At 45.8% G+C, this 21,254-nt stretch carries 16 protein-coding genes; 13 read left to right on the top strand and 3 right to left on the bottom strand.

Annotated features, from left to right (window positions below; genetic code table 11):
- Nucleotides 1-55: 55 nt before the first annotated feature.
- The gene (gene barA / locus OCV19_RS02415; protein WP_065675478.1) at nucleotides 56-2,869 is read right to left on the bottom strand and encodes a two-component sensor histidine kinase BarA; all 2,814 of its coding nucleotides are present in this window, start codon (nucleotides 2,867-2,869) and stop codon (nucleotides 56-58) included.
- A 165-nt stretch (nucleotides 2,870-3,034) separates the two neighbouring features.
- Here barA and rlmD point away from each other — a divergent pair, with 165 nt between their 5' ends.
- Together rlmD and relA are read left to right on the top strand one after the other, a co-directional pair.
- Nucleotides 3,035-4,354, top strand: coding sequence for a 23S rRNA (uracil(1939)-C(5))-methyltransferase RlmD (gene rlmD / locus OCV19_RS02420; RefSeq protein ID WP_065675479.1), 1,320 nt, complete (start codon nucleotides 3,035-3,037; stop codon nucleotides 4,352-4,354).
- Nucleotides 4,355-4,487: 133 nt separating this feature from the next.
- The gene (gene relA / locus OCV19_RS02425) at nucleotides 4,488-6,710 is read left to right on the top strand and encodes a GTP diphosphokinase (RefSeq protein WP_048611396.1); all 2,223 of its coding nucleotides are present in this window, start codon (nucleotides 4,488-4,490) and stop codon (nucleotides 6,708-6,710) included.
- Nucleotides 6,711-6,855: 145 nt separating this feature from the next.
- On the opposite strand, the gene OCV19_RS02430 is transcribed toward relA, so the two are convergent.
- Nucleotides 6,856-7,616, bottom strand: a protein-coding gene (locus OCV19_RS02430; RefSeq protein WP_261875686.1) for an IS5 family transposase whose coding sequence is annotated in 2 segments (ribosomal slippage) — nucleotides 6,856-7,382 and nucleotides 7,382-7,616 — 762 coding nt in all. Because the reading frame shifts where the segments join, the coding sequence is not laid out codon by codon here.
- A 307-nt stretch (nucleotides 7,617-7,923) separates the two neighbouring features.
- On the opposite strand from OCV19_RS02430, the gene mazG reads away from it, so the two are divergent.
- From mazG to rpoS, 11 genes are all read left to right on the top strand, one after another.
- Complete coding sequence (gene mazG, locus OCV19_RS02435) at nucleotides 7,924-8,721, top strand: nucleoside triphosphate pyrophosphohydrolase (RefSeq protein ID WP_048611394.1); 798 nt, start codon at nucleotides 7,924-7,926, stop codon at nucleotides 8,719-8,721.
- Nucleotides 8,722-8,871: 150 nt separating this feature from the next.
- Nucleotides 8,872-10,512 carry a CTP synthase gene (locus OCV19_RS02440; protein ID WP_048605791.1) on the top strand — a complete coding sequence of 547 codons (1,641 nt, stop codon included), beginning with the start codon at nucleotides 8,872-8,874 and terminating at the stop codon, nucleotides 10,510-10,512.
- A gap of 81 nt (nucleotides 10,513-10,593) precedes the next feature.
- The gene (gene eno, locus OCV19_RS02445; RefSeq protein ID WP_017059033.1) at nucleotides 10,594-11,892 is read left to right on the top strand and encodes a phosphopyruvate hydratase; all 1,299 of its coding nucleotides are present in this window, start codon (nucleotides 10,594-10,596) and stop codon (nucleotides 11,890-11,892) included.
- A 555-nt stretch (nucleotides 11,893-12,447) separates the two neighbouring features.
- Entirely contained in the window at nucleotides 12,448-12,729 is a 282-nt protein-coding gene (gene ftsB / locus OCV19_RS02450; protein ID WP_010435786.1) for a cell division protein FtsB, read from the top strand.
- Nucleotides 12,729-13,430, top strand: coding sequence for a 2-C-methyl-D-erythritol 4-phosphate cytidylyltransferase (gene ispD, locus OCV19_RS02455; RefSeq protein WP_065676605.1), 702 nt, complete (start codon nucleotides 12,729-12,731; stop codon nucleotides 13,428-13,430). The genes ftsB and ispD overlap by 1 nt, the downstream gene beginning before the upstream one ends.
- A 2-nt stretch (nucleotides 13,431-13,432) precedes the next feature.
- Nucleotides 13,433-13,912: a 2-C-methyl-D-erythritol 2,4-cyclodiphosphate synthase gene (ispF, locus tag OCV19_RS02460; RefSeq protein WP_004739053.1), complete on the top strand. Its 480-nt coding sequence runs from the start codon at nucleotides 13,433-13,435 to the stop codon at nucleotides 13,910-13,912.
- 22 nt (nucleotides 13,913-13,934) lie between these two features.
- A complete protein-coding gene (gene truD, locus OCV19_RS02465) occupies nucleotides 13,935-14,981 on the top strand; it encodes a tRNA pseudouridine(13) synthase TruD (protein WP_065676606.1) in 1,047 nt (348 codons plus the stop codon).
- 81 nt (nucleotides 14,982-15,062) lie between these two features.
- The gene (gene surE, locus OCV19_RS02470) at nucleotides 15,063-15,806 is read left to right on the top strand and encodes a 5'/3'-nucleotidase SurE (protein ID WP_065676607.1); all 744 of its coding nucleotides are present in this window, start codon (nucleotides 15,063-15,065) and stop codon (nucleotides 15,804-15,806) included.
- Entirely contained in the window at nucleotides 15,807-16,433 is a 627-nt protein-coding gene (locus OCV19_RS02475) for a protein-L-isoaspartate(D-aspartate) O-methyltransferase (RefSeq protein ID WP_019826319.1), read from the top strand.
- A 34-nt stretch (nucleotides 16,434-16,467) separates the two neighbouring features.
- Entirely contained in the window at nucleotides 16,468-17,382 is a 915-nt protein-coding gene (gene nlpD / locus OCV19_RS02480) for a murein hydrolase activator NlpD (protein WP_065676608.1), read from the top strand.
- A 98-nt stretch (nucleotides 17,383-17,480) separates the two neighbouring features.
- The gene (gene rpoS / locus OCV19_RS02485; RefSeq protein WP_017059027.1) at nucleotides 17,481-18,461 is read left to right on the top strand and encodes an RNA polymerase sigma factor RpoS; all 981 of its coding nucleotides are present in this window, start codon (nucleotides 17,481-17,483) and stop codon (nucleotides 18,459-18,461) included.
- A gap of 140 nt (nucleotides 18,462-18,601) precedes the next feature.
- Here rpoS and mutS read toward each other — a convergent pair whose 3' ends face one another.
- Nucleotides 18,602-21,163, bottom strand: a complete 2,562-nt coding sequence (gene mutS, locus OCV19_RS02490; RefSeq protein WP_065676609.1) for a DNA mismatch repair protein MutS — start codon at nucleotides 21,161-21,163, stop codon at nucleotides 18,602-18,604.
- Nucleotides 21,164-21,254: the final 91 nt, after the last annotated feature.

The following is a 21,254-nucleotide window of genomic DNA, read 5'->3' on the forward strand; positions in this document are numbered from 1 at the left end:
CTTTTTTATTAGCGGGTAAACCCTCTAACGAATACTGGTGAGTAACAAGTGCCCACTAGGTCTTGGCCGGTTTCAAGTAGTGAATCGCGGTTGCTTGAACCTTATCTAATTCATCCTGAAGCTCGAAAAGCTCCGGTTCAATATCTTCAACAGAAGTACCAGAACGTAGCTCTTTCTCTATCGTCGCACATACCGATTTTAGTCTTGGTACGCCGCTGTACGAGCTGCTGCCATGCATCTTGTGGATGATGTGTATCAGCTCTTCAACTGGGTAGTCACTGTCTTCTATCGCTTTGTCTGCTGCCTCATAAACCTCTGGAATAAAGTCTACGAGCATTTGCAGCATATCGCGTGCGAGATCTTCTTTATTGGCGGCTTGTTTCATCGCAGCTTGCCAATCAATGATGATGTTTGTGTGCACGCTGGCTTCAGTTTCTGACACTGGAGCGTTGTCGACTTCAGCAGAGACCGCTGGGTGGTCTGGATCTATTTTTTCGATGTGCTCAACCTCAGAGGTCGAGCTCCAATGAATCAGAACCTGCTGTAAAACATGCTCTTCAATAGGTTTGGTTAGGTAGTCATCCATGCCCGCTTCAAGCAGTCGGTCACGTTCGCCAATCATGGCATGCGCGGTAACGGCAATCACAGGCGTATTTGCATTGTTCGCCAGCTTCTTGATGTTCTGACAAGCGGTCACACCGTCCATCTGTGGCATTTGAATATCCATGAAGACGATATCAAATGGCGTCTCTGTCGCTTTGTCTATCGCCTGCTGACCACTGGTACAACTGATGACGGTTTCTACACGCTCTTTGAGCAGCGCGGTGATCAGTTTTAGGTTGGCTGGGTTGTCGTCGACCGCCAATACCGTAAGCGGAAGCTTCTCTTCTGAATGTGTTTCAATTGCTGGTGCAATCAAGGTTGGTGCCTGATTCGATACCAGAGTTTGCAGTAACTTCTTACGAGAAAGAGGCTTAGTGATGCACTGAACATCGACCTCTTTCATTAGTTGCTCACCCAACGCTAGCTCGGTACTTGGTGTACCAATTATCACGTTTTGAGCAATCTTCTTCGCACCGATCGCCCAACCACTCACGGTATCAAATTGATATTCTTGGTTGGCGGCTAGGTTAAGCAAAACGTAGTCATACGAGGTGGTCTCGTCTGGCATCACCGAACGATACGTTACCACTAAACCTTCTTGAGTTAGGATTTGCTGAGTAATCGATGCCGCTTGCATGTTTGGTTCGATAAGCAGCAGTTGTTTGTCTTGCAGACACTGAGTCTCAATTAGCTCAGTCATCGGCATATCAGTCGTTGATAGTCTCAAGGTGAACCAGAAGGTAGAGCCTTGGTGAAGACGACTGGTTAGGCTGATCTCTCCGCCCATTTGGCTGACCAGTTTTTGGGTGATAACCAGACCTAAGCCTGTGCCACCATAGCGACGAGAGATACTTGCATCGGCTTGGCTGAAGGCTTGGAACAGCTGAGCTTGTTGGCGCTCAGAAATACCAATACCCGTATCGCGAACCATGAATTGCAGCTCGATGTTGTCTTCACTTTGTGAGCGAAGCTCAACGCTGATATCAATGTTGCCGCGTTCGGTAAACTTGATTGAGTTACCAACAAGGTTGGTTAGGATCTGCTGAATACGCAGTGGATCACCCACCACGCCTGGCGGTACTTTAGGATCGATCTTCAGTGTCAGCTCTAGGCCTTTCTCATGAGCGTTGGTTGCTTGAAGGTTTACTACCTCTTCAAGGCTGGCTTGGAACTCAAATGGAATGTTCTCTAGGGCTAACTTACCGGCTTCAAGTTTTGAGAAGTCCAAGATATCGTTGATGATGCTAAGCAGGTTATTTGCCGAACGTTCAATGGTTTGCAGATAATCGGTTTGACTGTTCGATAGGTGAGTCTTGAGCATCTGACGAGTAAAGCCAATTACACCGTTCAGAGGCGTTCTCAGTTCGTGAGACATATTCGCTAAGAACTCAGATTTAACACGAGCCGCTTCTTGCGCGCGTTTCTTCGCGATGTCTAACTCAACGTTTTGAATCTCTAGCTGTTCAAGGGTTTCACGCAAATCTGATGTGGCTTGGTCGATACTGTGCTGCATCTCGACGTGATATTCTGATAGCGATACCGCCATCGCGTTGATACCGTTTTTCAGCGAATCTAGCTCACCATGCATCTTACCTTCGATACGTACATCTAGGTGACCACGACGAATGCGGTCGACCATATTTTTCATGTGTGTGATCGGTTGGGTTACGTCGTGCATCAAACGGAACGCAAACACGGCCGATAAACCAAGTCCGAGAATCAACACCAAGAAGGCAGAGAACACTTCTTGATATTGCTGCAGTCGAAGTGAAGATAGATCTAACTCAATTGCAATATAGCCGATCGCTTGATTGGCTTGAGACTGACCGTTGGCTGAATTGATGTACTGGCCTTCGGCGATGATAGGCGTCCGCAGGATCAGCGTATTATCGAGAAGGTTCGATGAGCTCAAATGCGGAATCGGTTTATCTTTCGGATAGGTTAGGCTTTCAAAATCGGGGTGGAAGTTTGAGGTTACAAACAACTCATGACGCTCATCAAACACCGCGATACTGCGTACCAGCTTAGAGTTTTTTCGATGCGCATAGCTAATAAGCTGACGAACAGACTCTCGACTTTCGAGCTTCATGCCTGATTCACTCGCAATCGCAAGTGGTTCAATGATGCTAGTACCAGTATTAACCACCTGACCCTCAAGGTCTTGATAGCGGTTAAATGAGAAAAATGCACTCAATAGCAACCCAATAATCAGGGTTGGAGCTAGAGTTAAGGTAATTACACGGGCTCTTAAGCCATATCTGGTCATGTTCTTTAATTACATCGAGGTCTGGATATGGGAAAATAACGCACACAATGGCGGTTAAGTGAACGGTAAGCTTAATCAAAGCCGTGACGTTCGACAATGATTCCAAGACATAATAGTGAGTCCTGGATACCAATTACTTATTAAAAGATACATTAGGCACAAGCAATGGCACGTTTTTTCCAACCAAAAAAGAAAACTCAACTCGAGACCAAGCATCAATCGGTTTTGGTTGAACGAATGGATCACAATGGCGCTGGCATCGCTTATCAAAAGAATAAACCGGTTTTCATTGATGGTGCATTGCCCGGTGAGCAGGTGGTTATTCAACTTACTGAGAGCAAAAGTAAGTTTTCGCGAGCTAAACTCATCAAGTTATTGAAGCCGAGCGAGCAGCGTTTAAAGCCGTTTTGTAAGCACTTTAATCAGTGTGGTGGCTGTCACCTTCAACACCTCGGCTACTCTTCTCAGGTTGAGCATAAGTCGCAATCTCTGACCCACCTGATGAGCCAATACCAAACGGTGAACACTGAAGTTGCACAACCTATTGTCGGTGATGAAACCGGTTATCGACGTCGCGCGCGTATCAGCCTATTTGTTGACAAAAAGACACAGCAGCTTCAGTTCGGTTTCCGTAAGAAGCAGAGTAAGCAGATTGAAAATATCACCGACTGTGCCGTGCTTGATCCTCGCCTCAATGTATTGCTGCCAAAACTGAAAAATTTACTGAACACTTTCAACAGCCTTACGTCTTTAGGACACGTTGAATTGGTGTTGGGCGATACTGGCCCTGTAATGGTGCTACGTCACCTTAAGCCTTTGGTTGAAAAAGATGAGCAAGCGCTGATTGCGTTAGCAAAAGAAGAAGGCGCTACGCTGTACTCGATGCCTGAAACCGATAAGTTGGTTCGCTTAGTTGGCGATGCACCTTCTTATAGCGAAACTGGCGTAACGTTGCCGTTTGAGCCAAACCACTTTATCCAAGTAAACCAGAAAGTGAATCAGCAGATGGTGGCTCAAGCGATTGATTGGCTAGAACCTCAAGCGGATGAGCGAGTGCTCGACCTGTTTTGTGGCTTAGGGAATTTCAGTTTGCCTATCGCGCAACAATCGGCGTTTGTGGTTGGCGTAGAAGGCGTTGATGAAATGGTTCAGCAAGCCACATCTAACGCAGCGTTAAACCAGTTAAGCAATACGGAATTTTACCAAGCTAACCTTGAAGAAGACTTATCTTCACAGCCTTGGGCAAAAGAGAAATTTGATAAAGTATTGCTTGACCCGGCACGTGCGGGAGCGAGTGGGATCGTTGATCAAATTTCAGCGTTAGGAGCGAAGCGTGTGGTTTATGTTTCGTGTAATCCTGCTACTCTAGCTAGAGATTCTGAGAGCTTAGAAAAACAAGGCTATCAATTAGCCAAACTGGGTATGTTGGACATGTTCCCCCACACCAGTCATCTAGAATCGATGGCTCTCTTTATCAAGGCTTAGAGGCCCTTAACAAGGCTTCAAATGAATCACAAAGGCGCAGGGAAGCCTGCGCTGATATCAATATGGTCGAACTAACTTGGAACCAGTTAGTCATATTGAATTGGGTATAAAACATAATAACTAGGAAGGCATGATGGTTGCGGTACGAAGCGCACATTTAAACCCAAGCGAACAGTTTGAGCTAGAAAGTTGGATTGCGTCACTAAATCAAGACGCAAAAACCTCGAATAAACTGATCAAAGTTTATCGTCACTGTGAAGAGCTATTAAAAGATCACGAGCAAGCGTCGCTCCTGCTTTGGCGTGGCCGCGAGATGATCGAAATCTTGGTTACGCTGTCCATGGACCGTGCCACTTTAATTGCAGCGCAACTTTTCCCCGTCGTCTCAAGCGGCGTTTTTGAGCGCGAAGCGTTTGAAGAAAGCTACGGTAAAGAAACCGTAAAGTTGATCGATGGCGTTGAAGAAATGGCGGCCTTAGGCCAGTTAAACGTGACTCTTGAAGGCAGTGCTGCCTCGGGTCAAGTTGATAACGTTCGTCGTATGTTACTGGCGATGGTCGACGACTTCCGCTGCGTAGTCATCAAACTCGCTGAGCGAATCTGTAACCTTATTGAGGTGAAAAAAGCGCCTGATGCTGTGCGTCGCGCGGCAGCAAAAGAGTGTTCTAACATCTACGCTCCGCTCGCTAACCGTTTAGGTATTGGTCAGCTTAAGTGGGAAATCGAAGATTACGCATTTCGCTACCAACAGCCAGACACCTACAAGCAGATTGCTAAACAGTTGTCCGAGCGTCGCATCGTACGTGAACAATACATTAAAGATTTCGTTGACGACTTAACGGCGGAAATGAACCGTTCAAGCATCAATGCAGAAGTCAGCGGTCGACCAAAACACATCTACAGCATCTGGCGTAAAATGCAGAAGAAAGGCTTGGACTTCGATGAGCTCTTTGACGTACGTGCGGTACGTATCATCGCCGACCAGCTTCAAGACTGCTATGCCGGCTTAGGTGTGGTTCATACCAAATACAAACATCTACCAAGTGAATTCGATGACTATGTGGCGAACCCTAAGCCAAATGGTTACCAGTCTATTCACACCGTGGTTTTGGGCCCAGAAGGCAAGACCATTGAGATTCAGATCCGTACCAAGCAGATGCACGAAGACTCTGAGCTTGGTGTGGCGGCGCACTGGAAGTACAAAGAAGGTGCTTCAAGCGGACGCAGTGGTTACGACGAGAAAATCACTTGGTTGCGTAAACTTATCGATTGGCAAGAAGAGATGTCGGATTCTGGCGAGATGCTGGATGAAGTTCGTAGCCAAGTATTCGATGATCGCGTATATGCCTTTACACCGCGCGGTGACGTGGTCGATTTACCTATGGGTGCAACCCCACTGGACTTCGCTTACCACATCCACTCGATGGTCGGACACCGTTGTATCGGTGCCAAAGTAGCAGGCCGTATCGTCCCATTCACTCATAAATTATCGATGGGTGATCAGGTTGAAATTATCACTCAGAAAGAGCCGAACCCATCACGTGATTGGCTGAACCCAACCACAGGTTTTGTTCATTCTGGTCGTGCTCGAGCCAAGATCAATGCTTGGTTCCGTGCGCAAAGTCGTGAGAAGAACCTAGAAGCGGGTCGAGACATCCTTGAGGCGGAACTTGCTAAAGTGGGTGCAACCTTAAAAGATGCAGACCAATACGCTCTGAGACGCTTTAACGTCAACACGCCAGATGAGCTTTATGCTGGTATCGGCAGTGGCGATTTGCGCATTAACCAAGTGGTTAATCACATCAATGCGTTGGTCAACAAGCCTACGGCGGAAGAGGAAGACAAGAAAGCGCTAGAGAAACTGCTTGAGTCGGAAAACAAGCCAGCACAACAGAGCCGTCCGAAGAAAGATGCGGTAGTGGTTGAGGGCGTTGATAACCTAATGACGCACCTAGCTCGTTGCTGTCAGCCAATCCCTGGTGATGTGATTAAAGGTTACATTACTCAAGGTCGTGGTATCTCAGTGCACCGCGCTGACTGTGAACAGCTAGGCGAACTTAGTATGCACGCACCAGAACGTATCATTGATACTGTTTGGGGCAATGGCTTTGTTGGTTCATACATCCTAACGCTGCGTGTTGAAGCGCTAGAGCGTAATGGCTTGTTGAAAGACATCACCTCACTGTTCTCGAATGAAAAGATCAGCGTGACCACAATGAAGAGCCGTATCGACTACAAGCGTCAGCTATCGGTAATGGATTTCGATTTGGAAGTGACCAATATTGAAATTCTGAGTCGCGTGACCAGCCGAGTAGAGCAGATCAAAGATGTCATGAGCGTAAAACGCCTAGGCTAGTTTTTACGTCGTACTTAGCTTTCTAACTGCGTTAGTTTCACTTATTTCACTCCATCACATAGGCAAGCTATGCTCAGGAGCCTCATAAGTTTACTGCCTTGTTAGAAGAACTAGGGCGTGTTGATCTTTGCTGTACATTTCGCGTTCAACAATACATCGGTAGCCACATTAACATGAATGCCAGCGATAACATGCTGGCATAATTCCTTTCTAGCTTGTCATATCTACTTGAAATAGCTCGATAATGCTTAATTCTCCCAAAGGCATTTTCGACCAAGTGACGATACTTGTATAAACACCAATCCATACTGTCTTTGTCTATATCTTGTCCGTAATTGCGTTTAGCAATTACCGTTTCTCCGCCACGTTCCTTAACAAAAATACGGAAAGGTTCGCTGTCATATCCTTTATCACAAACGATGGTATTAACTTCATCGAGTTGCTCAACTAAGCTTTCGGCATGCACTATATCGTGGCGTTGTCCCTCTGATAAATCAAAGCAAATCGGCAGGCCACCACTATCTACGGCTAAGTGAATTTTGGTTGAGTTGCCCCCGCGACTTTTTCCTATTTGCTCTGAACTTTCAGTAGCTGCACCTGTACTATGCTGATGTGCTCTAACTATAGAGCCATCAAGAAATACCCATTCAAAATCAGCCATGTTAGATAAGCTTTGAAAAGATTATCTAAAATCCCTTTCTTTGACCAAAGATTAAATCGTCTGTAAACGGTACTCCACTCTCCGAACTCAGAGGGTAGATCTCGCCAAGGAATACCTGTTCTCATTCGATAAAGTATTCCTTCAAATGTCATTCGATGTTCAGTTTTATCGTAAATACGACCTGTACTTTTCATAACTTGGAGTAGCAGTTCCCAGCGAATATCAGTTAGCATTGTTCTTGGCATGGTATTGGTTATGGTTTTACTTTTGGCGAAGCAAATTATAACTCTTTACCATGCTGTTCAAAAAACACTCACGAAAGATCAACACGCCCTAATTACTTAGTAAAAAAGATAGCTGTCATTCCCTACAGTGAGGAACGAACGTGATAGGGAATCTCGTCAAGCGATTTGAGATCCCCAACTCGCTCATTCTTCGCTCTTGGGGATGACGGAAAGAATAGAAAGGTGAGTGGTTTTGGCTGCTCACCTTTTTTAGTTATAGAAGACATTATAAATTTAAAAATCAAAGACAGTGAATAGGAAGAAAGCGATGAATCACCCGATTGAACAACTTGAACAGATCATGACTAAGCTGCGCGATCCAGAAGGTGGCTGTCCTTGGGATTTGAAACAAAATTTTGAAACAATTGTGCCGCATACTATCGAAGAAACCTACGAGGTGGTGGACGCGATTCACAACAAAGATTGGCCGAACCTACAAGAAGAACTGGGTGATCTGCTATTTCAGGTGATTTTCTACAGCCAGCTCGCCAAAGAGCAAGGGCTGTTTGAGTTCTCTGATGTGGTCGATGGCATCAATGAGAAGCTAACGCGCCGCCATCCGCATGTGTTTTCTGATACCGAGTTTGCGAGCGATGAAGAAATTAATGCCAACTGGGAAGCTGAAAAAGCCAAAGAAAAAGCTCAGGCAGGCAAAACTCAAGAAAGTATTCTAGACTCAATACCAAACTCTCTACCTGCGCTTTCACGTGCTACAAAGATTCAAAAACAGGTAGCGAAATATGGCTTTGATTGGGACTCTATTGGCCCAGTGGCGAATAAGGTTTTAGAGGAAGTCGATGAGGTGCTAGAAGAAGCGCTTCAAGTGACGCCAAATGAAGATTTGGTTGAAGAAGAGTTGGGTGATTTGCTGTTTGCGACGGTCAATTTGGTGCGACATTTGGGTAAAAATCCAGAGTCTGCACTAAATAAAGCCAATCTGAAGTTCTCACGTCGCTTTAAAGGGGTGGAACAAAAAGTTCGTCAGCAAGATAAAATTTTGACCGATTTTTCACTACAACAGCTTGATTCCATGTGGGATGAAGTCAAGGTGGCGGAGAAAAGATAACCAAAGCTTTTATCATGAATTGATTTGAAGCAAAAAATAAAAAATAGCAGTGTGATAGATTTCACGTTGTGGCGATAAGGGGCTTCTGGTATATTTTCATCCCGTCCAGAAGTAGTCCATTTCCCTCATTCAACCAATTTCAGGTTAAACATGACGACAAATTACATTTTTGTTACTGGCGGGGTTGTATCCTCTCTAGGTAAAGGTATTGCTGCAGCATCTCTTGCGGCTATTTTAGAAGCTCGTGGTCTTAAAGTGACTATGATGAAGCTTGACCCTTACATCAACGTTGATCCAGGCACTATGAGCCCGACTCAGCACGGTGAAGTGTTCGTTACGGAAGATGGCGCTGAAACAGACCTTGACCTTGGTCACTATGAGCGATTCATTCGCACCAAGATGACTAAGCGTAACAACTTCACTGCAGGTCGTGTTTACTCAGACGTACTCGCTAAAGAGCGTCGCGGTGATTACCTAGGTGCAACTATTCAGGTTATCCCACACATCACTAACTCTATCAAAGAGCGTGTAATTTCTGGCGCATCTGGCCACGATATCGCGATCGTTGAAGTTGGTGGTACGGTTGGTGATATCGAATCTCTACCATTCATGGAAGCGATTCGTCAGCTAGCAGTAGAGCTAGGCCGTGAACGCGCAATGTTCATGCACCTGACTCTAGTGCCATACCTAGCAGCTGCGGGCGAAGTGAAAACTAAGCCAACGCAACACTCTGTAAAAGAGCTACTGTCTATTGGTATTCAGCCAGACATCCTAGTTTGTCGTTCAGACCGCAACATTCCTTCGAACGAGCGTAAGAAAATTGCTCTGTTCTGTAATGTGCAAGAAAATGCAGTTATTTCTATGCGCGATGTTGACTCTATCTACAAGATCCCTCAGCTTATTAAAGCTCAAGGTACTGATGAACTTGTATGTAAGCGTTTCGGCATCACAGCTCCAGAAGCAGACCTGTCTGAATGGGAACAAGTAATTTACGAAGAAGCTAACCCAACGGGTGAAGTGACGATTGGTATGGTTGGTAAGTACATTGAACTACCAGACGCATACAAATCAGTAAATGAAGCGCTAAAACACGCGGGCTTGAAAAATCGCCTAAGCGTTAATATTAAATACGTAGATTCACAAGACGTTGAGTCTCGTGGCGTAGAAGTTTTAGAAGGCCTAGATGCAATCCTAGTTCCTGGTGGCTTTGGTGACCGTGGTGTTGAAGGTAAGATTCTTGCTGCTCAATACGCTCGTGAAAACAAAGTACCGTACTTAGGTATCTGTCTAGGTATGCAAGTAGCACTTATCGAGTACGCTCGTAACGTTGCGAAAATGGAAGGGGCACACTCTTCTGAATTCTGTACTGAAACTAAGTACCCAGTTGTTGGTCTTATCACTGAGTGGACTGATGGCGAAGGTAAAGTTGAAGAGCGTACAGAAACATCTGACCTTGGCGGCACAATGCGTCTTGGTTCACAGCTTTGTCACCTAGCGAAAGGGACGAAAGCTTACGAATTATACGGTAGCGCGACGATCCATGAACGTCACCGTCACCGTTACGAAGTGAACAACAATCTTCGTCCACAAATCGAAAAAGCGGGCCTAAAAGTATCGGGTCTATCTGCGGACAAGAAACTGGTTGAAGTTATTGAGAACCCGAACCACCCATGGTTCGTTGCTGCTCAATTCCACCCAGAGTTCACTTCAACGCCTCGCGATGGTCATCCATTGTTTGCAGGTTTCGTTAAAGCGGCTGGCGAGTTCCAGCGCGGCGAGTTAGAGAAGTAAAAAGGAATACAGGTAGCTGCGTAAGTTGTGCTGCTACCTTTAAATTTGACATTTATATATTCAACGAGAAGGAAACATTCAATGTCTAAGATCGTTAAAGTTCTAGGTCGTGAAATCATCGATTCACGTGGTAACCCAACTGTAGAAGCTGAAGTACACCTAGAAGGCGGTTTCGTAGGTATGGCTGCTGCTCCATCTGGCGCATCTACTGGTTCTCGCGAAGCTCTTGAGCTACGTGACGGCGACAAATCACGTTTCCTAGGTAAAGGTGTTCTTAAAGCTATTGAAGCTGTAAACGGCCCAATCGCTGAAGCTCTAGTTGGTACTGACGCTAAAGCACAAGCTGACGTTGACCAAATCATGCTTGACCTAGACGGTACTGATAACAAGTCTAAGTTCGGCGCGAACGCTATCCTAGCTGTATCTCTAGCTAACGCAAAAGCTGCTGCTGCTGCGAAAGGCATGCCTCTATACGAGCACATCGCTGAGCTAAACGGTACTGCTGGTCAGTTCTCTATGCCTCTACCAATGATGAACATCATCAACGGTGGTGAGCACGCAGATAACAACGTTGACATCCAAGAGTTCATGATCCAACCAGTTGGCGCTAAAACTCTTAAAGAAGGTCTACGTATCGGCGCTGAAGTATTCCACAACCTAGCTAAAGTTCTTAAGTCTAAAGGCTACAGCACTGCAGTTGGTGATGAAGGTGGTTTCGCTCCTAACCTTAAGTCTAACGCTGAAGCTCTAGAAGTTATCGCAGAAGCTGTTGCAGCTGCTGGTTACGAACTAGGTAAAGACGTTACTCTTGCTATGGACTGTGCAGCATCTGAGTTCTTCGACAAAGAAGCTGGCATCTACAACATGAAGGGCGAAGGTAAAACTTTCACTTCTGAAGAGTTCAACCACTACCTAGCTGAGCTAGCGAACAACTTCCCAATCGTTTCTATCGAAGACGGTCTTGACGAGTCAGATTGGGATGGCTTCAAGCACCAAACTGAACTTCTAGGCGACAAGCTTCAAATCGTTGGTGACGACCTGTTCGTTACAAACACTAAGATTCTTGCTGAAGGTATCGAGAAAGGCGTAGCTAACTCTATCCTTATCAAGTTCAACCAAATCGGTTCTCTAACAGAGACTCTAGCTGCTATCAAGATGGCTAAAGACGCTGGCTACACTGCAGTAATCTCTCACCGTTCTGGCGAAACTGAAGATGCAACTATCGCTGATCTAGCGGTAGGTACAGCTGCAGGTCAAATCAAAACTGGTTCTATGAGCCGTTCTGACCGTGTTGCTAAGTACAACCAACTTATCCGTATCGAAGAAGCTCTAGGTTCTAAAGCTCCTTACAACGGTCTTAAAGAAGTTAAAGGTCAATAATTCACTCTGAATTATTAGCTTAAAGCTTTTGAAAACGCTCTACTTCGGTAGGGCGTTTTTTTTTGCTTGTAGGAAAGTGAGGTCTAATTTCTAAAGCTCCTCCTTTTTACAACGAAAGCGGTCTTAAAGAAGTTAAAGGTCAATAATTCCTAGCGAATTGTTAATCTAAGTTTTTTAAATACCTCGCTTATGCGGGGCATTTTTTGCCTAAAATTCGTCATTCCCTAGACTGACGAAGGAAGGAATAGGGAATCTCTTATTTACCTTTGACTCCATAGATTCCCAACTCAGTCGTTCCTCCTTCTTGGGAATGACGAGAGTATGTGGCTTAGGGAAGGTGCTATCTCTTTGAGTTTTTTGTCTGCAGTGATTTGTATTCCCCGTCATTCTCGAGACCGACGGAGGAGGGAGTCGGGAATCTCATTGTGGATTTCGAATAACAATAATTCCCCGACTTATTGATTCCCTGACACCACATATCTCGCACCAATAAGCTCATTATGGTATATATGTGCCTTATTCTAGCTCCTTCTTTTTCAACCGGCGAAAGGTGTTATGCGAATTTTTGCTTTAGTACTGCTCATAGTGTTTGGCTGGCTACAACACACACTGTGGCTCGGTAAAAATGGTATCTCTGATTACTACGGTGTGAACAACGAAATCCAAGTTCAACAGCAAGTAAATGAAAAGCTGCATATTCGAAATGCAGAAATGTTTGCTGAAATTGACGATCTACGCCAAGGCTTAGACGCGATAGAAGAACGCGCACGTCATGAACTTGGAATGGTCAAAGAAGGCGAAACGTTTTATCGCATCATTGGTGAGGAATCCCATTAATGTCGACTCAACTTCAAAGCGTGATTGCTGTTGTACCTGCGGCAGGCGTCGGTAGCCGAATGAAGGCAGACCGCCCTAAGCAATATCTTAAGATTCACGGCAAAACAATTTTAGAGCACACCGTTGAGAAATTACTGTCTCACCCTCAAGTCGCTCAAATTGTCGTTGCGATCAGTGATGATGATCCATACTACCCTGAGCTAGCACTTAACCAGAATCCACAAGTGATCCGAGTGTCTGGCGGAAGCGAGCGAGCAGACTCTGTACTCTCTGCGCTAAACTATATCGCTGAGCAGCAGCTTAGTGATTGGGTAATGGTTCACGATGCGGCAAGGCCGTGTGTTCAGCTAAGTGATATCGACAAGCTAATTTCCGGTGCAATGAGCCATGATGTGGGCGCTATTTTAGCGGCTCCAGTGCGTGACACGATGAAGCGCGGTGCCCAAGGGCAGATTGAGCATACCGTTGAGCGTGCCGATTTATGGCATGCACTTACGCCACAAATGTTCAGAGCAAAGCCTCTGTGGAAGGTATTAAGTGAGGCGTTGCAACAAGGCGCTTCAATTACTGATGAAGCCTCAGCCTTTGAATGGAAAGGTTTATCGCCCGCTTTAGTGGCAGGGCGCTCAGATAATTTTAAGATTACTCAGCCTGAAGATTTAGCGCTTGCTGAGTTCTATTTAAGTCAGAATAAGGAATAATGATGATTCGTATTGGCCATGGCTTTGATGTACATAAGTTTGGTGGTGAAGGCCCTGTAATTATTGGTGGTGTAAGCATCCCTTACGAGCAAGGTCTTATTGCCCACTCAGACGGTGATGTAGCCCTTCATGCGTTGTGTGACGCTCTATTAGGTGCGATTGCTGCGGGTGATATTGGTCGTCATTTCCCTGATACCGATGACGAATGGAAAGGCGCGGATAGCCGTGAACTACTGAAAGATGTTTACCGTCGAGTAAAAGAACAAGGTTACGTGATTGGTAATGCCGATATTACTATCATGGCGCAAGCTCCAAAGATGGCGCCTCATATAGACTCTATGTGCCAAGCTATTGCTCAAGACCTAGAAACCAGCATTAGCAATGTGAATGTAAAAGCGACGACCACTGAGCGTTTAGGTTTTACAGGTCGCAAAGAGGGCATCGCATGTGAAGCGGTGGTCCTAATTACTAAAAGTGCGTAAGCACCAACACGAAAAGAACAGCATGTCAGATATTTTATCTTCATTGGCTTATCTAAACGGTAAACCAACTGCGAAAGCAAAACTAAAAGCAAAAGCCGAACACTTTGTCGTTAATGAAGACTTGGGTTTTGAGTTTACTGGTGAAGGCGAGCACTTAATGGTTCGTATTCGTAAAACCGGTGAAAACACGAGTTTCGTAGCAAACGAGCTGGCTAAAGCTTGCGGTGTTAAGTCGAAAGACGTGAGCTGGGCAGGTTTAAAAGACCGTCACGCAGTAACTGAGCAGTGGTTGAGTGTGCACCTACCAAAAGGTGAGCCTGACTTTTCAGCTTTCTTAGCACAGTACCCAAGCATTGAGATCTTGGCGATAGCACGACACAACAAAAAGTTACGCCCGGGTGATTTAGTTGGCAACCAATTCGAGCTGACTTTGTCTGAAGTAACAGACTGTGATGATGTCGTGAAACGTTTGGAAAAAGTCGCTCAAGTTGGCGTGCCAAATTACTTCGGTGCTCAGCGTTTTGGTAATGAAGGTAACAACTTATCTGAAGCTCGTCGTTGGGGCCGTGATAACGTTCGTACTCGTAACCAGAATAAGCGCAGCTTGTACCTTTCTGCCGCTCGCTCGTGGATTTACAACCTGATCCTGTCAGACCGTATTGAGCAAGATGCGTTTGCATCGGCATTGGTTGGCGATATTGTCATGAAAGACGGCGCTCAACTAGCGGTAACTGCGGACAATATCGAAGCAGTAAACCAAGACATCCTGAATGGCGCTGCATGGGTTACTGTTGCTTTGGCTGGCGATAATGCTTTGCCAACGACTGATGAGTCTCAAGCGTTAGAGCAAAAACATCTTGATTCTGAACCTGACCTAATGGCGCTGATTCGCGGTAACCGCATGCGCCATGACCGTCGTGAAGCATCGTTAAAACCAACCGATTTAACTTGGGAAGTGAACGAAGATAATATCACTCTTAAGTTCTCTCTAGACGCAGGTTGTTTCGCAACTGCTATCGTTCGAGAGTTGGTTGAAGAAGTACACGTAGAAAGAACCTACGAGCAATAACGATTCTGCTTGGAGCTGGGTCACTTGATATTGGAATTTAAGTGGCTTGGCTTAGTATGGGAACAAAAGAAAGGATACAGGATGAAGATTTTACTCAGCAATGATGATGGTGTGCACGCTCAAGGTATTCATGAGCTGGCAAATGAGCTACGTGATCTTGCTGAAGTTATCATTGTTGCCCCTGACCGTAATCGCTCGGGTGCGTCAAATTCATTAACTTTAGAACAACCTCTGCGTGTTCAAGAGATTGCTGAAAATACCTATTCGGTACAAGGAACACCGACCGACTGTGTGCATTTTTCGTTAAACGAACTGCTAAAGAACGATATGCCTGATCTGGTATTAACGGGCATTAATCACGGTGCTAACCTGGGTGATGACGTGCTTTATTCCGGCACGGTGGCAGCAGCAATGGAAGGGCATTTTCTAGGTGTTCAATCGGTAGCGTTTTCTCTGGTGGGAAAAAAACATTTTAAGACAGCGGCAGTGATTGCTCGTCGTATTGTCGAACAACATTTAGCAAACCCAATCCCGACCAATCGCTTGTTGAACGTGAACGTTCCTGATTTAGCCTTAGAACAACTGTCCGGTACTCAGGTGACACGCCTAGGTGCTCGTCATCACGCTGAAGATATGATCAAGCAAAAAGACCCGCGTGGTCACGATATCTATTGGCTCGGCCCTCCGGGCAAAGAGCAAGATGCCGGTGAAGGCACCGATTTTTACGCGATTGAGCATGGCTTTGTGTCGGTAACACCGTTGCAGGTTGATCTGACGGCGCATGAGTCGTTGGGCGCGATGGCAACATGGTTAGGGGAGAAGTAAGTGAGTAATCCGCAAGCTGAGCGTTTAATTACTTTTCTGATTGAAAATGGCATCCGAGATCAAAAGGTTCTTGATGCGATTTACCAATTGCCGAGAGAGAGCTTTTTATCGCAGGCGATGTATCACCAAGCCTATGATAATAATGCGCTGCCTATCGGTCAGGGTCAGACAATCTCACAGCCATACATTGTTGCTAAAATGACAGAGCTACTTGAATTACAACAAGATAGCCGTGTCTTGGAGATCGGAACGGGTTCTGGTTACCAAACTGCGGTATTGGCTCAACTTGTTGATCATGTGTATTCGGTTGAAAGAATAAAGTCGCTACAATGGGATGCGAAACGTAGGTTGAAGCAACTCGATTTCTACAATATCTCAACTAAGCATGGTGATGGTTGGCAAGGGTGGTCTTCAAAAGCCCCTTTTGATGCGATTATTGTCACCGCCGCTGCAGAGTCGATTCCTCAAGCGCTTCTGCAACAGCTGAAAGATGGCGGTCGTTTACTGATTCCAGTCGGTGATGACGAACAGCAACTATTGAAGATCGTTCGACACGGCGATGAGTTTTTATCGAGTGTTATCGAGATGGTGAGATTTGTACCTCTTGTTCCTGGTGAGCTAGCTTAATAAAAGACTAATGGTGTAGGTGGATAGAGAGTCGATGCGTTCGAAGTTGTTAAAAGGAAGTACTTTACTGCTTAGCTGTGCCCTTGTTGGGTGTGCAGCGAATTCGCCTGCGCCCGTTTCAAACCTAAACAAGAATTACTCATCGATTGATCGTGGTAGTTATCGTGGCAGTTACTATGAAGTTAAAAAAGGCGACACCCTTTACTTCATTGCTTATGTCACCAATAAAGACGTTAAAGACCTCATCGGTTATAACAAGTTGTCTGCTCCTTACACTATCCACCCAGGGCAGAAGCTTAAGTTATGGCGTCCTAGCTACAACGCGCCAGCGTATGGTAAGTCAACGGTAGCGGCAGCAGCAGTTGCTGCGCCTGTCGCCGCATCCACAACGTCATCTGCGGCAAGTAAACCGAAAACCACACCACAAAAGAGCAAAAACTCTAAACCGGCTCCAGCTCAAACTACCACCAAAGTGGTGAAAAAAGATCCACCGAAGAAGGTTGAACAATCCAAATCAAAGGAGTATGTTGGTTCTAAAGGTAAACAGAATGTTACACCGCCCACCAAACCAACAAGTGATAAAGTATCCAAATGGTTATGGCCAACTAAAGGGAGAGTAATCAAGAATTTCTCTGTAGGCGAACAAGGAAATAAAGGCATAGACATAGCAGGACAGCGAGGTCAGCCAATAGTATCTACTGCAGGGGGAACGGTTGTTTATTCGGGTAATGCACTACGAGGCTACGGCAATCTAGTGATTGTGAAGCACAATGATAATTACTTAAGTGCATACGCGCATAACGACCGACTATTAGTATCTGAAGGGCAAAGTGTGAAACCAGGGCAGAAGATAGCAACAATGGGAAGCTCTGGAGCCAGCAGTGTTAGGTTGCACTTTGAGATTCGTTACCAAGGTAAATCCGTTAATCCAAAACGATATTTACCTTAAATACAATATGCAAAAATTACGTATTGTATGGAGTGACATAGTCATTTAGCGACATATGAAGTTGTAATGTCATGCTAATTTCGCCAGGGGGAGGCGTTATGAGTATAAGCAATGCAGTAACCAAAGAAGAGTTCGATCTTGACCAAGCAACCACGGAACCGGAAGCTCTTGGAAAAGCAAAACGAACAGTCACTAAGAAAACCGAAGCGAAAGAAGAAGTTGAAGTTACGTCTAAAAGTTTAGATGCCACTCAACTCTACTTAGGCGAAATTGGTTTCTCACCACTACTAACCGCTGAAGAAGAAGTGCTATATGCACGTCGAGCTCTACGCGGTGATGAAGCAGCACGTAAACGCATGATCGAAAGTAACCTGCGTTTAGTGGTAAAAATTTCACGTCGTTATAGCAACCGCGGCCTTGCACTTCTCGATCTAATCGAAGAAGGCAACCTAGGTTTGATTCGCGCCGTAGAGAAGTTTGATCCAGAGCGTGGCTTCCGCTTCTCAACTTACGCGACATGGTGGATTCGTCAAACCATTGAACGTGCGTTAATGAATCAGACTCGCACTATCCGTTTGCCAATCCATGTTGTGAAAGAGCTGAACATCTACCTACGTACTGCAAGAGAGCTATCACAAAAGCTTGACCATGAACCAACGGCAGAAGAAATTGCTTCTAAGCTAGATAAGCCGGTTGGTGATGTGAGCAAGATGCTTCGTCTAAACGAAAGAGTGAGCTCTGTTGATACGCCAATTGGTGGTGACGGTGAGAAAGCGCTGTTGGATATTATTCCAGACATCAATAATTCAGATCCTGAGGTTTCAACTCAAGATAGCGATATCAAGAACTCGTTGATTTTCTGGCTTGATGAGCTGAATCCTAAGCAGAAAGAGGTGCTTGCACGTCGATTTGGACTACTGGGTTATGAACCGTCAACATTAGAAGAAGTAGGCCGCGAAATCAGCCTGACTCGTGAACGTGTTCGTCAAATCCAAGTTGAAGGTCTTCGCCGTCTACGTGAGATTCTTATCAAGCAAGGTCTGAATATGGAAAACCTGTTCAACGTAGAAAACGACTAGTTGAACGGATGATGCTTCTCTAAATAGAAGACAAATAAAAACGCTGACTTTAAGTCAGCGTTTTTTTGTTTGTGGCTTTGGTATTTCATGCCGTCTAATGAAAATAGCAGTACGGCCATAACAAGCTACTTGGTAAGAAACTAAAGCAGCTTCTTCAAGCGGTAAAGTTCTTCTAATGCTTGGCGAGGAGTTAGATCATCAGGATCAACATTCGCCAGTGCTTGCTCTACTTCACTCGGCTCTGGGATCAGACTCAGTTGATTTGCGATATCGACACCGCTTGGCTTCGATGTTGGCGACTCGACACTTAACGCTTCTAGTTGAGTCAGCTTCGCACGAGCATTCTTGATCACCGCTTTCGGTACGCCAGCTAGACCTGCAACCGCTAGACCGTAAGATTTACTTGCTGCACCTTCTTGAACTGCGTGCATAAAGGCAATACTGTCACCATGCTCAACCGCATCTAGGTGTACGTTAGCCAGTGTTGGAAGTTGGTTAGGCAGTTCAGTTAGCTCAAAGTAGTGCGTTGCAAACAGTGTCATCGCATTGATTTGATTAGCTAGCCATTCCGCACTTGCCCAAGCCAGAGATAGGCCATCGTAAGTACTGGTACCACGACCGATTTCATCCATTAGCACTAGGCTATTTGGTGTCGCGTTGTGCAGGATATTTGCGGTTTCTGTCATCTCAACCATGAAGGTTGAACGACCAGAAGCCAAATCATCGGATGCGCCAATACGCGTAAAGATACGGTCGATAGAGCCGATGGTTGCGCTTTCTGCAGGAACATAACAACCGATATGAGCCATCAATGCGATGAGTGCCGTTTGGCGCATGTAGGTCGATTTACCACCCATGTTGGGACCCGTGATGATCAGCATCTTACGTTGATCATTCAGGTCGATAGGGTTAGCAATGAAAGGTTCGTCCATCACTTGTTCAACAACAGGGTGACGACCGGCCTGAATTTGTACGCCAGCAGACTCTGTCATGGTTGGACGACAGTAATCAAGGGTATCTGCACGCTCAGCCAAGTTCTGTAGAACATCAAGCTGAGATACTGAAGAGGCGATATTTTGTAGGCGCTCTAGATACGGCAGTAGTAAGTCAAACAACTCTTCCCACAGCTGTTTCTCGATAGCGAGTGCTTTCGACTTAGAGTTAAGTACTTTGTCTTCGTGCTCTTTAAGCTCAGGAATGATGTAACGCTCAGCATTTTTCAGCGTTTGACGACGAACATAGTGTGGCGGCACAAGATGGCTTTGCCCACGGCTTACTTGAATGAAGAAACCATGTACGTTGTTGTAGCCAACTTTTAGCGTGTCGATGCCATGACGTTCACGCTCTTCTTGCTCAAGCTTATCAAGAAATTCGGTTGCGCCTGCTGCAAGGTCGCGCCATTCGTCTAACTCGGCATTGTAGCCTTCTGCAATCACACCACCGTCACGGATAACGACCGGTGGGTTCTCTTTGATTGCACGCTCAAGCAGCTCAGAAACCTCATCCACAGGAGAAGCATATTGAGCAAGTTGAGTTAGGTATGGGTGCTTCAGTTGCGTCAGTGTTTCAGCAAGCTCTGGCAAATATTCCATTGCTTGGCGAAGACGCGCCATATCACGTGGACGAGCAGAGCGAAGTGCTAACCGAGCAAGAATACGTTCAATATCACCAATCTGCTTTAAGGTTGGCTGTAGCTCTGTGAATAGAGCCAGATCTTTCATCTCACCAATCGCATCTAGGCGCTGATCGAGTGCAGAGATATTGCGCATTGGTTGATGTAACCAGCGCTTAAGCATACGGCTACCCATTGCTGTCGCAGTGTGATCAAGTACTTCGGCAAGGGTGTTATCAGTACCACCACCAAGATTTTGCGTGATCTCCAAATTACGACGAGTTGCAGCATCAAGGATCACCGAGTGATCTTGTTTATCCATCGTCAGTGAACGGATATGAGGAAGGGCAGTACGCTGGGTATCTTTCACGTATTGGATCAAACAACCAGCCGCACATAGACCCAGTTTCGCGCTTTCTACGCCAAAGCCAACCAGATCGCGAGTGCCAAACTGCTTATTCAATTGCTGCTTAGCGGTGTCTAATTCAAATTCCCATACAGGGCGGCGGCGGTTGCCATTACGGCTTGCCATTAGATTGACGGGTTCGAAATCTTCAGGGAAGAGTAGCTCACGTGGTGAGGTTCTCTGCAGTTCTGCGGCCATTGCTTCTTCGGTTTCTGGCTCGCAGAGTTGGAACCGACCGGAGGTGATATCCAGTGTCGCGTAACCAAACTTACCGTTGTGATGGTAGATGGCAGCAATCAGGTTATCAACGCGCTCAGAAAGCAATGCTTCATCGGTCACGGTACCGGGTGTGACGATACGTACAACAGCACGCTCAACAGGGCCTTTTGAAGTTGCTGGATTACCAATCTGTTCACAAATTGCTACGGATTCACCAAGTTGCACTAACTTTGCAAGGTACCCTTCAACGGCATGGTAAGGAACACCCGCCATAGGAATAGGCTCACCGTTTGATGAACCGCGTTTAGTCAGTGAAATATCGAGGAGTTGAGAAGCTTTTTTAGCATCATCGTAGAAAAGCTCGTAGAAATCGCCCATGCGGTAGAACAGCAGAATTTCTGGGTTTTCTGCTTTCAGTTTTAGGTACTGCTGCATCATGGGAGTATGTTTTTGATCGGCTTTCACAGTTAACTTCTTTCGTTTATTTCTATTGCGGCTTAGGATACGTGAAAGCGTTTCGTGCGAAAAGCGGCTGATGCGAAAAGATGCGAATCCA

Source organism: Vibrio celticus (assembly GCF_024347335.1).
GTDB lineage: Bacteria > Pseudomonadota > Gammaproteobacteria > Enterobacterales > Vibrionaceae > Vibrio > Vibrio celticus.

What these genes read in the sequence shown, in the direction of transcription:
- barA (WP_065675478.1), bottom strand. Translation starts at nt 2,869, where the DNA reads ATGACCAGATATGGCTTAAGAGCCCGTGTAATTACCTTAACTCTAGCT.
- rlmD (WP_065675479.1), top strand. Translation starts at nt 3,035, where the DNA reads ATGGCACGTTTTTTCCAACCAAAAAAGAAAACTCAACTCGAGACCAAG.
- relA (WP_048611396.1), top strand. Translation starts at nt 4,488, where the DNA reads ATGGTTGCGGTACGAAGCGCACATTTAAACCCAAGCGAACAGTTTGAG.
- mazG (WP_048611394.1), top strand. Translation starts at nt 7,924, where the DNA reads ATGAATCACCCGATTGAACAACTTGAACAGATCATGACTAAGCTGCGC.
- OCV19_RS02440 (WP_048605791.1), top strand. Translation starts at nt 8,872, where the DNA reads ATGACGACAAATTACATTTTTGTTACTGGCGGGGTTGTATCCTCTCTA.
- eno (WP_017059033.1), top strand. Translation starts at nt 10,594, where the DNA reads ATGTCTAAGATCGTTAAAGTTCTAGGTCGTGAAATCATCGATTCACGT.
- ftsB (WP_010435786.1), top strand. Translation starts at nt 12,448, where the DNA reads ATGCGAATTTTTGCTTTAGTACTGCTCATAGTGTTTGGCTGGCTACAA.
- ispD (WP_065676605.1), top strand. Translation starts at nt 12,729, where the DNA reads ATGTCGACTCAACTTCAAAGCGTGATTGCTGTTGTACCTGCGGCAGGC.
- ispF (WP_004739053.1), top strand. Translation starts at nt 13,433, where the DNA reads ATGATTCGTATTGGCCATGGCTTTGATGTACATAAGTTTGGTGGTGAA.
- truD (WP_065676606.1), top strand. Translation starts at nt 13,935, where the DNA reads ATGTCAGATATTTTATCTTCATTGGCTTATCTAAACGGTAAACCAACT.
- surE (WP_065676607.1), top strand. Translation starts at nt 15,063, where the DNA reads ATGAAGATTTTACTCAGCAATGATGATGGTGTGCACGCTCAAGGTATT.
- nlpD (WP_065676608.1), top strand. Translation starts at nt 16,468, where the DNA reads ATGCGTTCGAAGTTGTTAAAAGGAAGTACTTTACTGCTTAGCTGTGCC.
- rpoS (WP_017059027.1), top strand. Translation starts at nt 17,481, where the DNA reads ATGAGTATAAGCAATGCAGTAACCAAAGAAGAGTTCGATCTTGACCAA.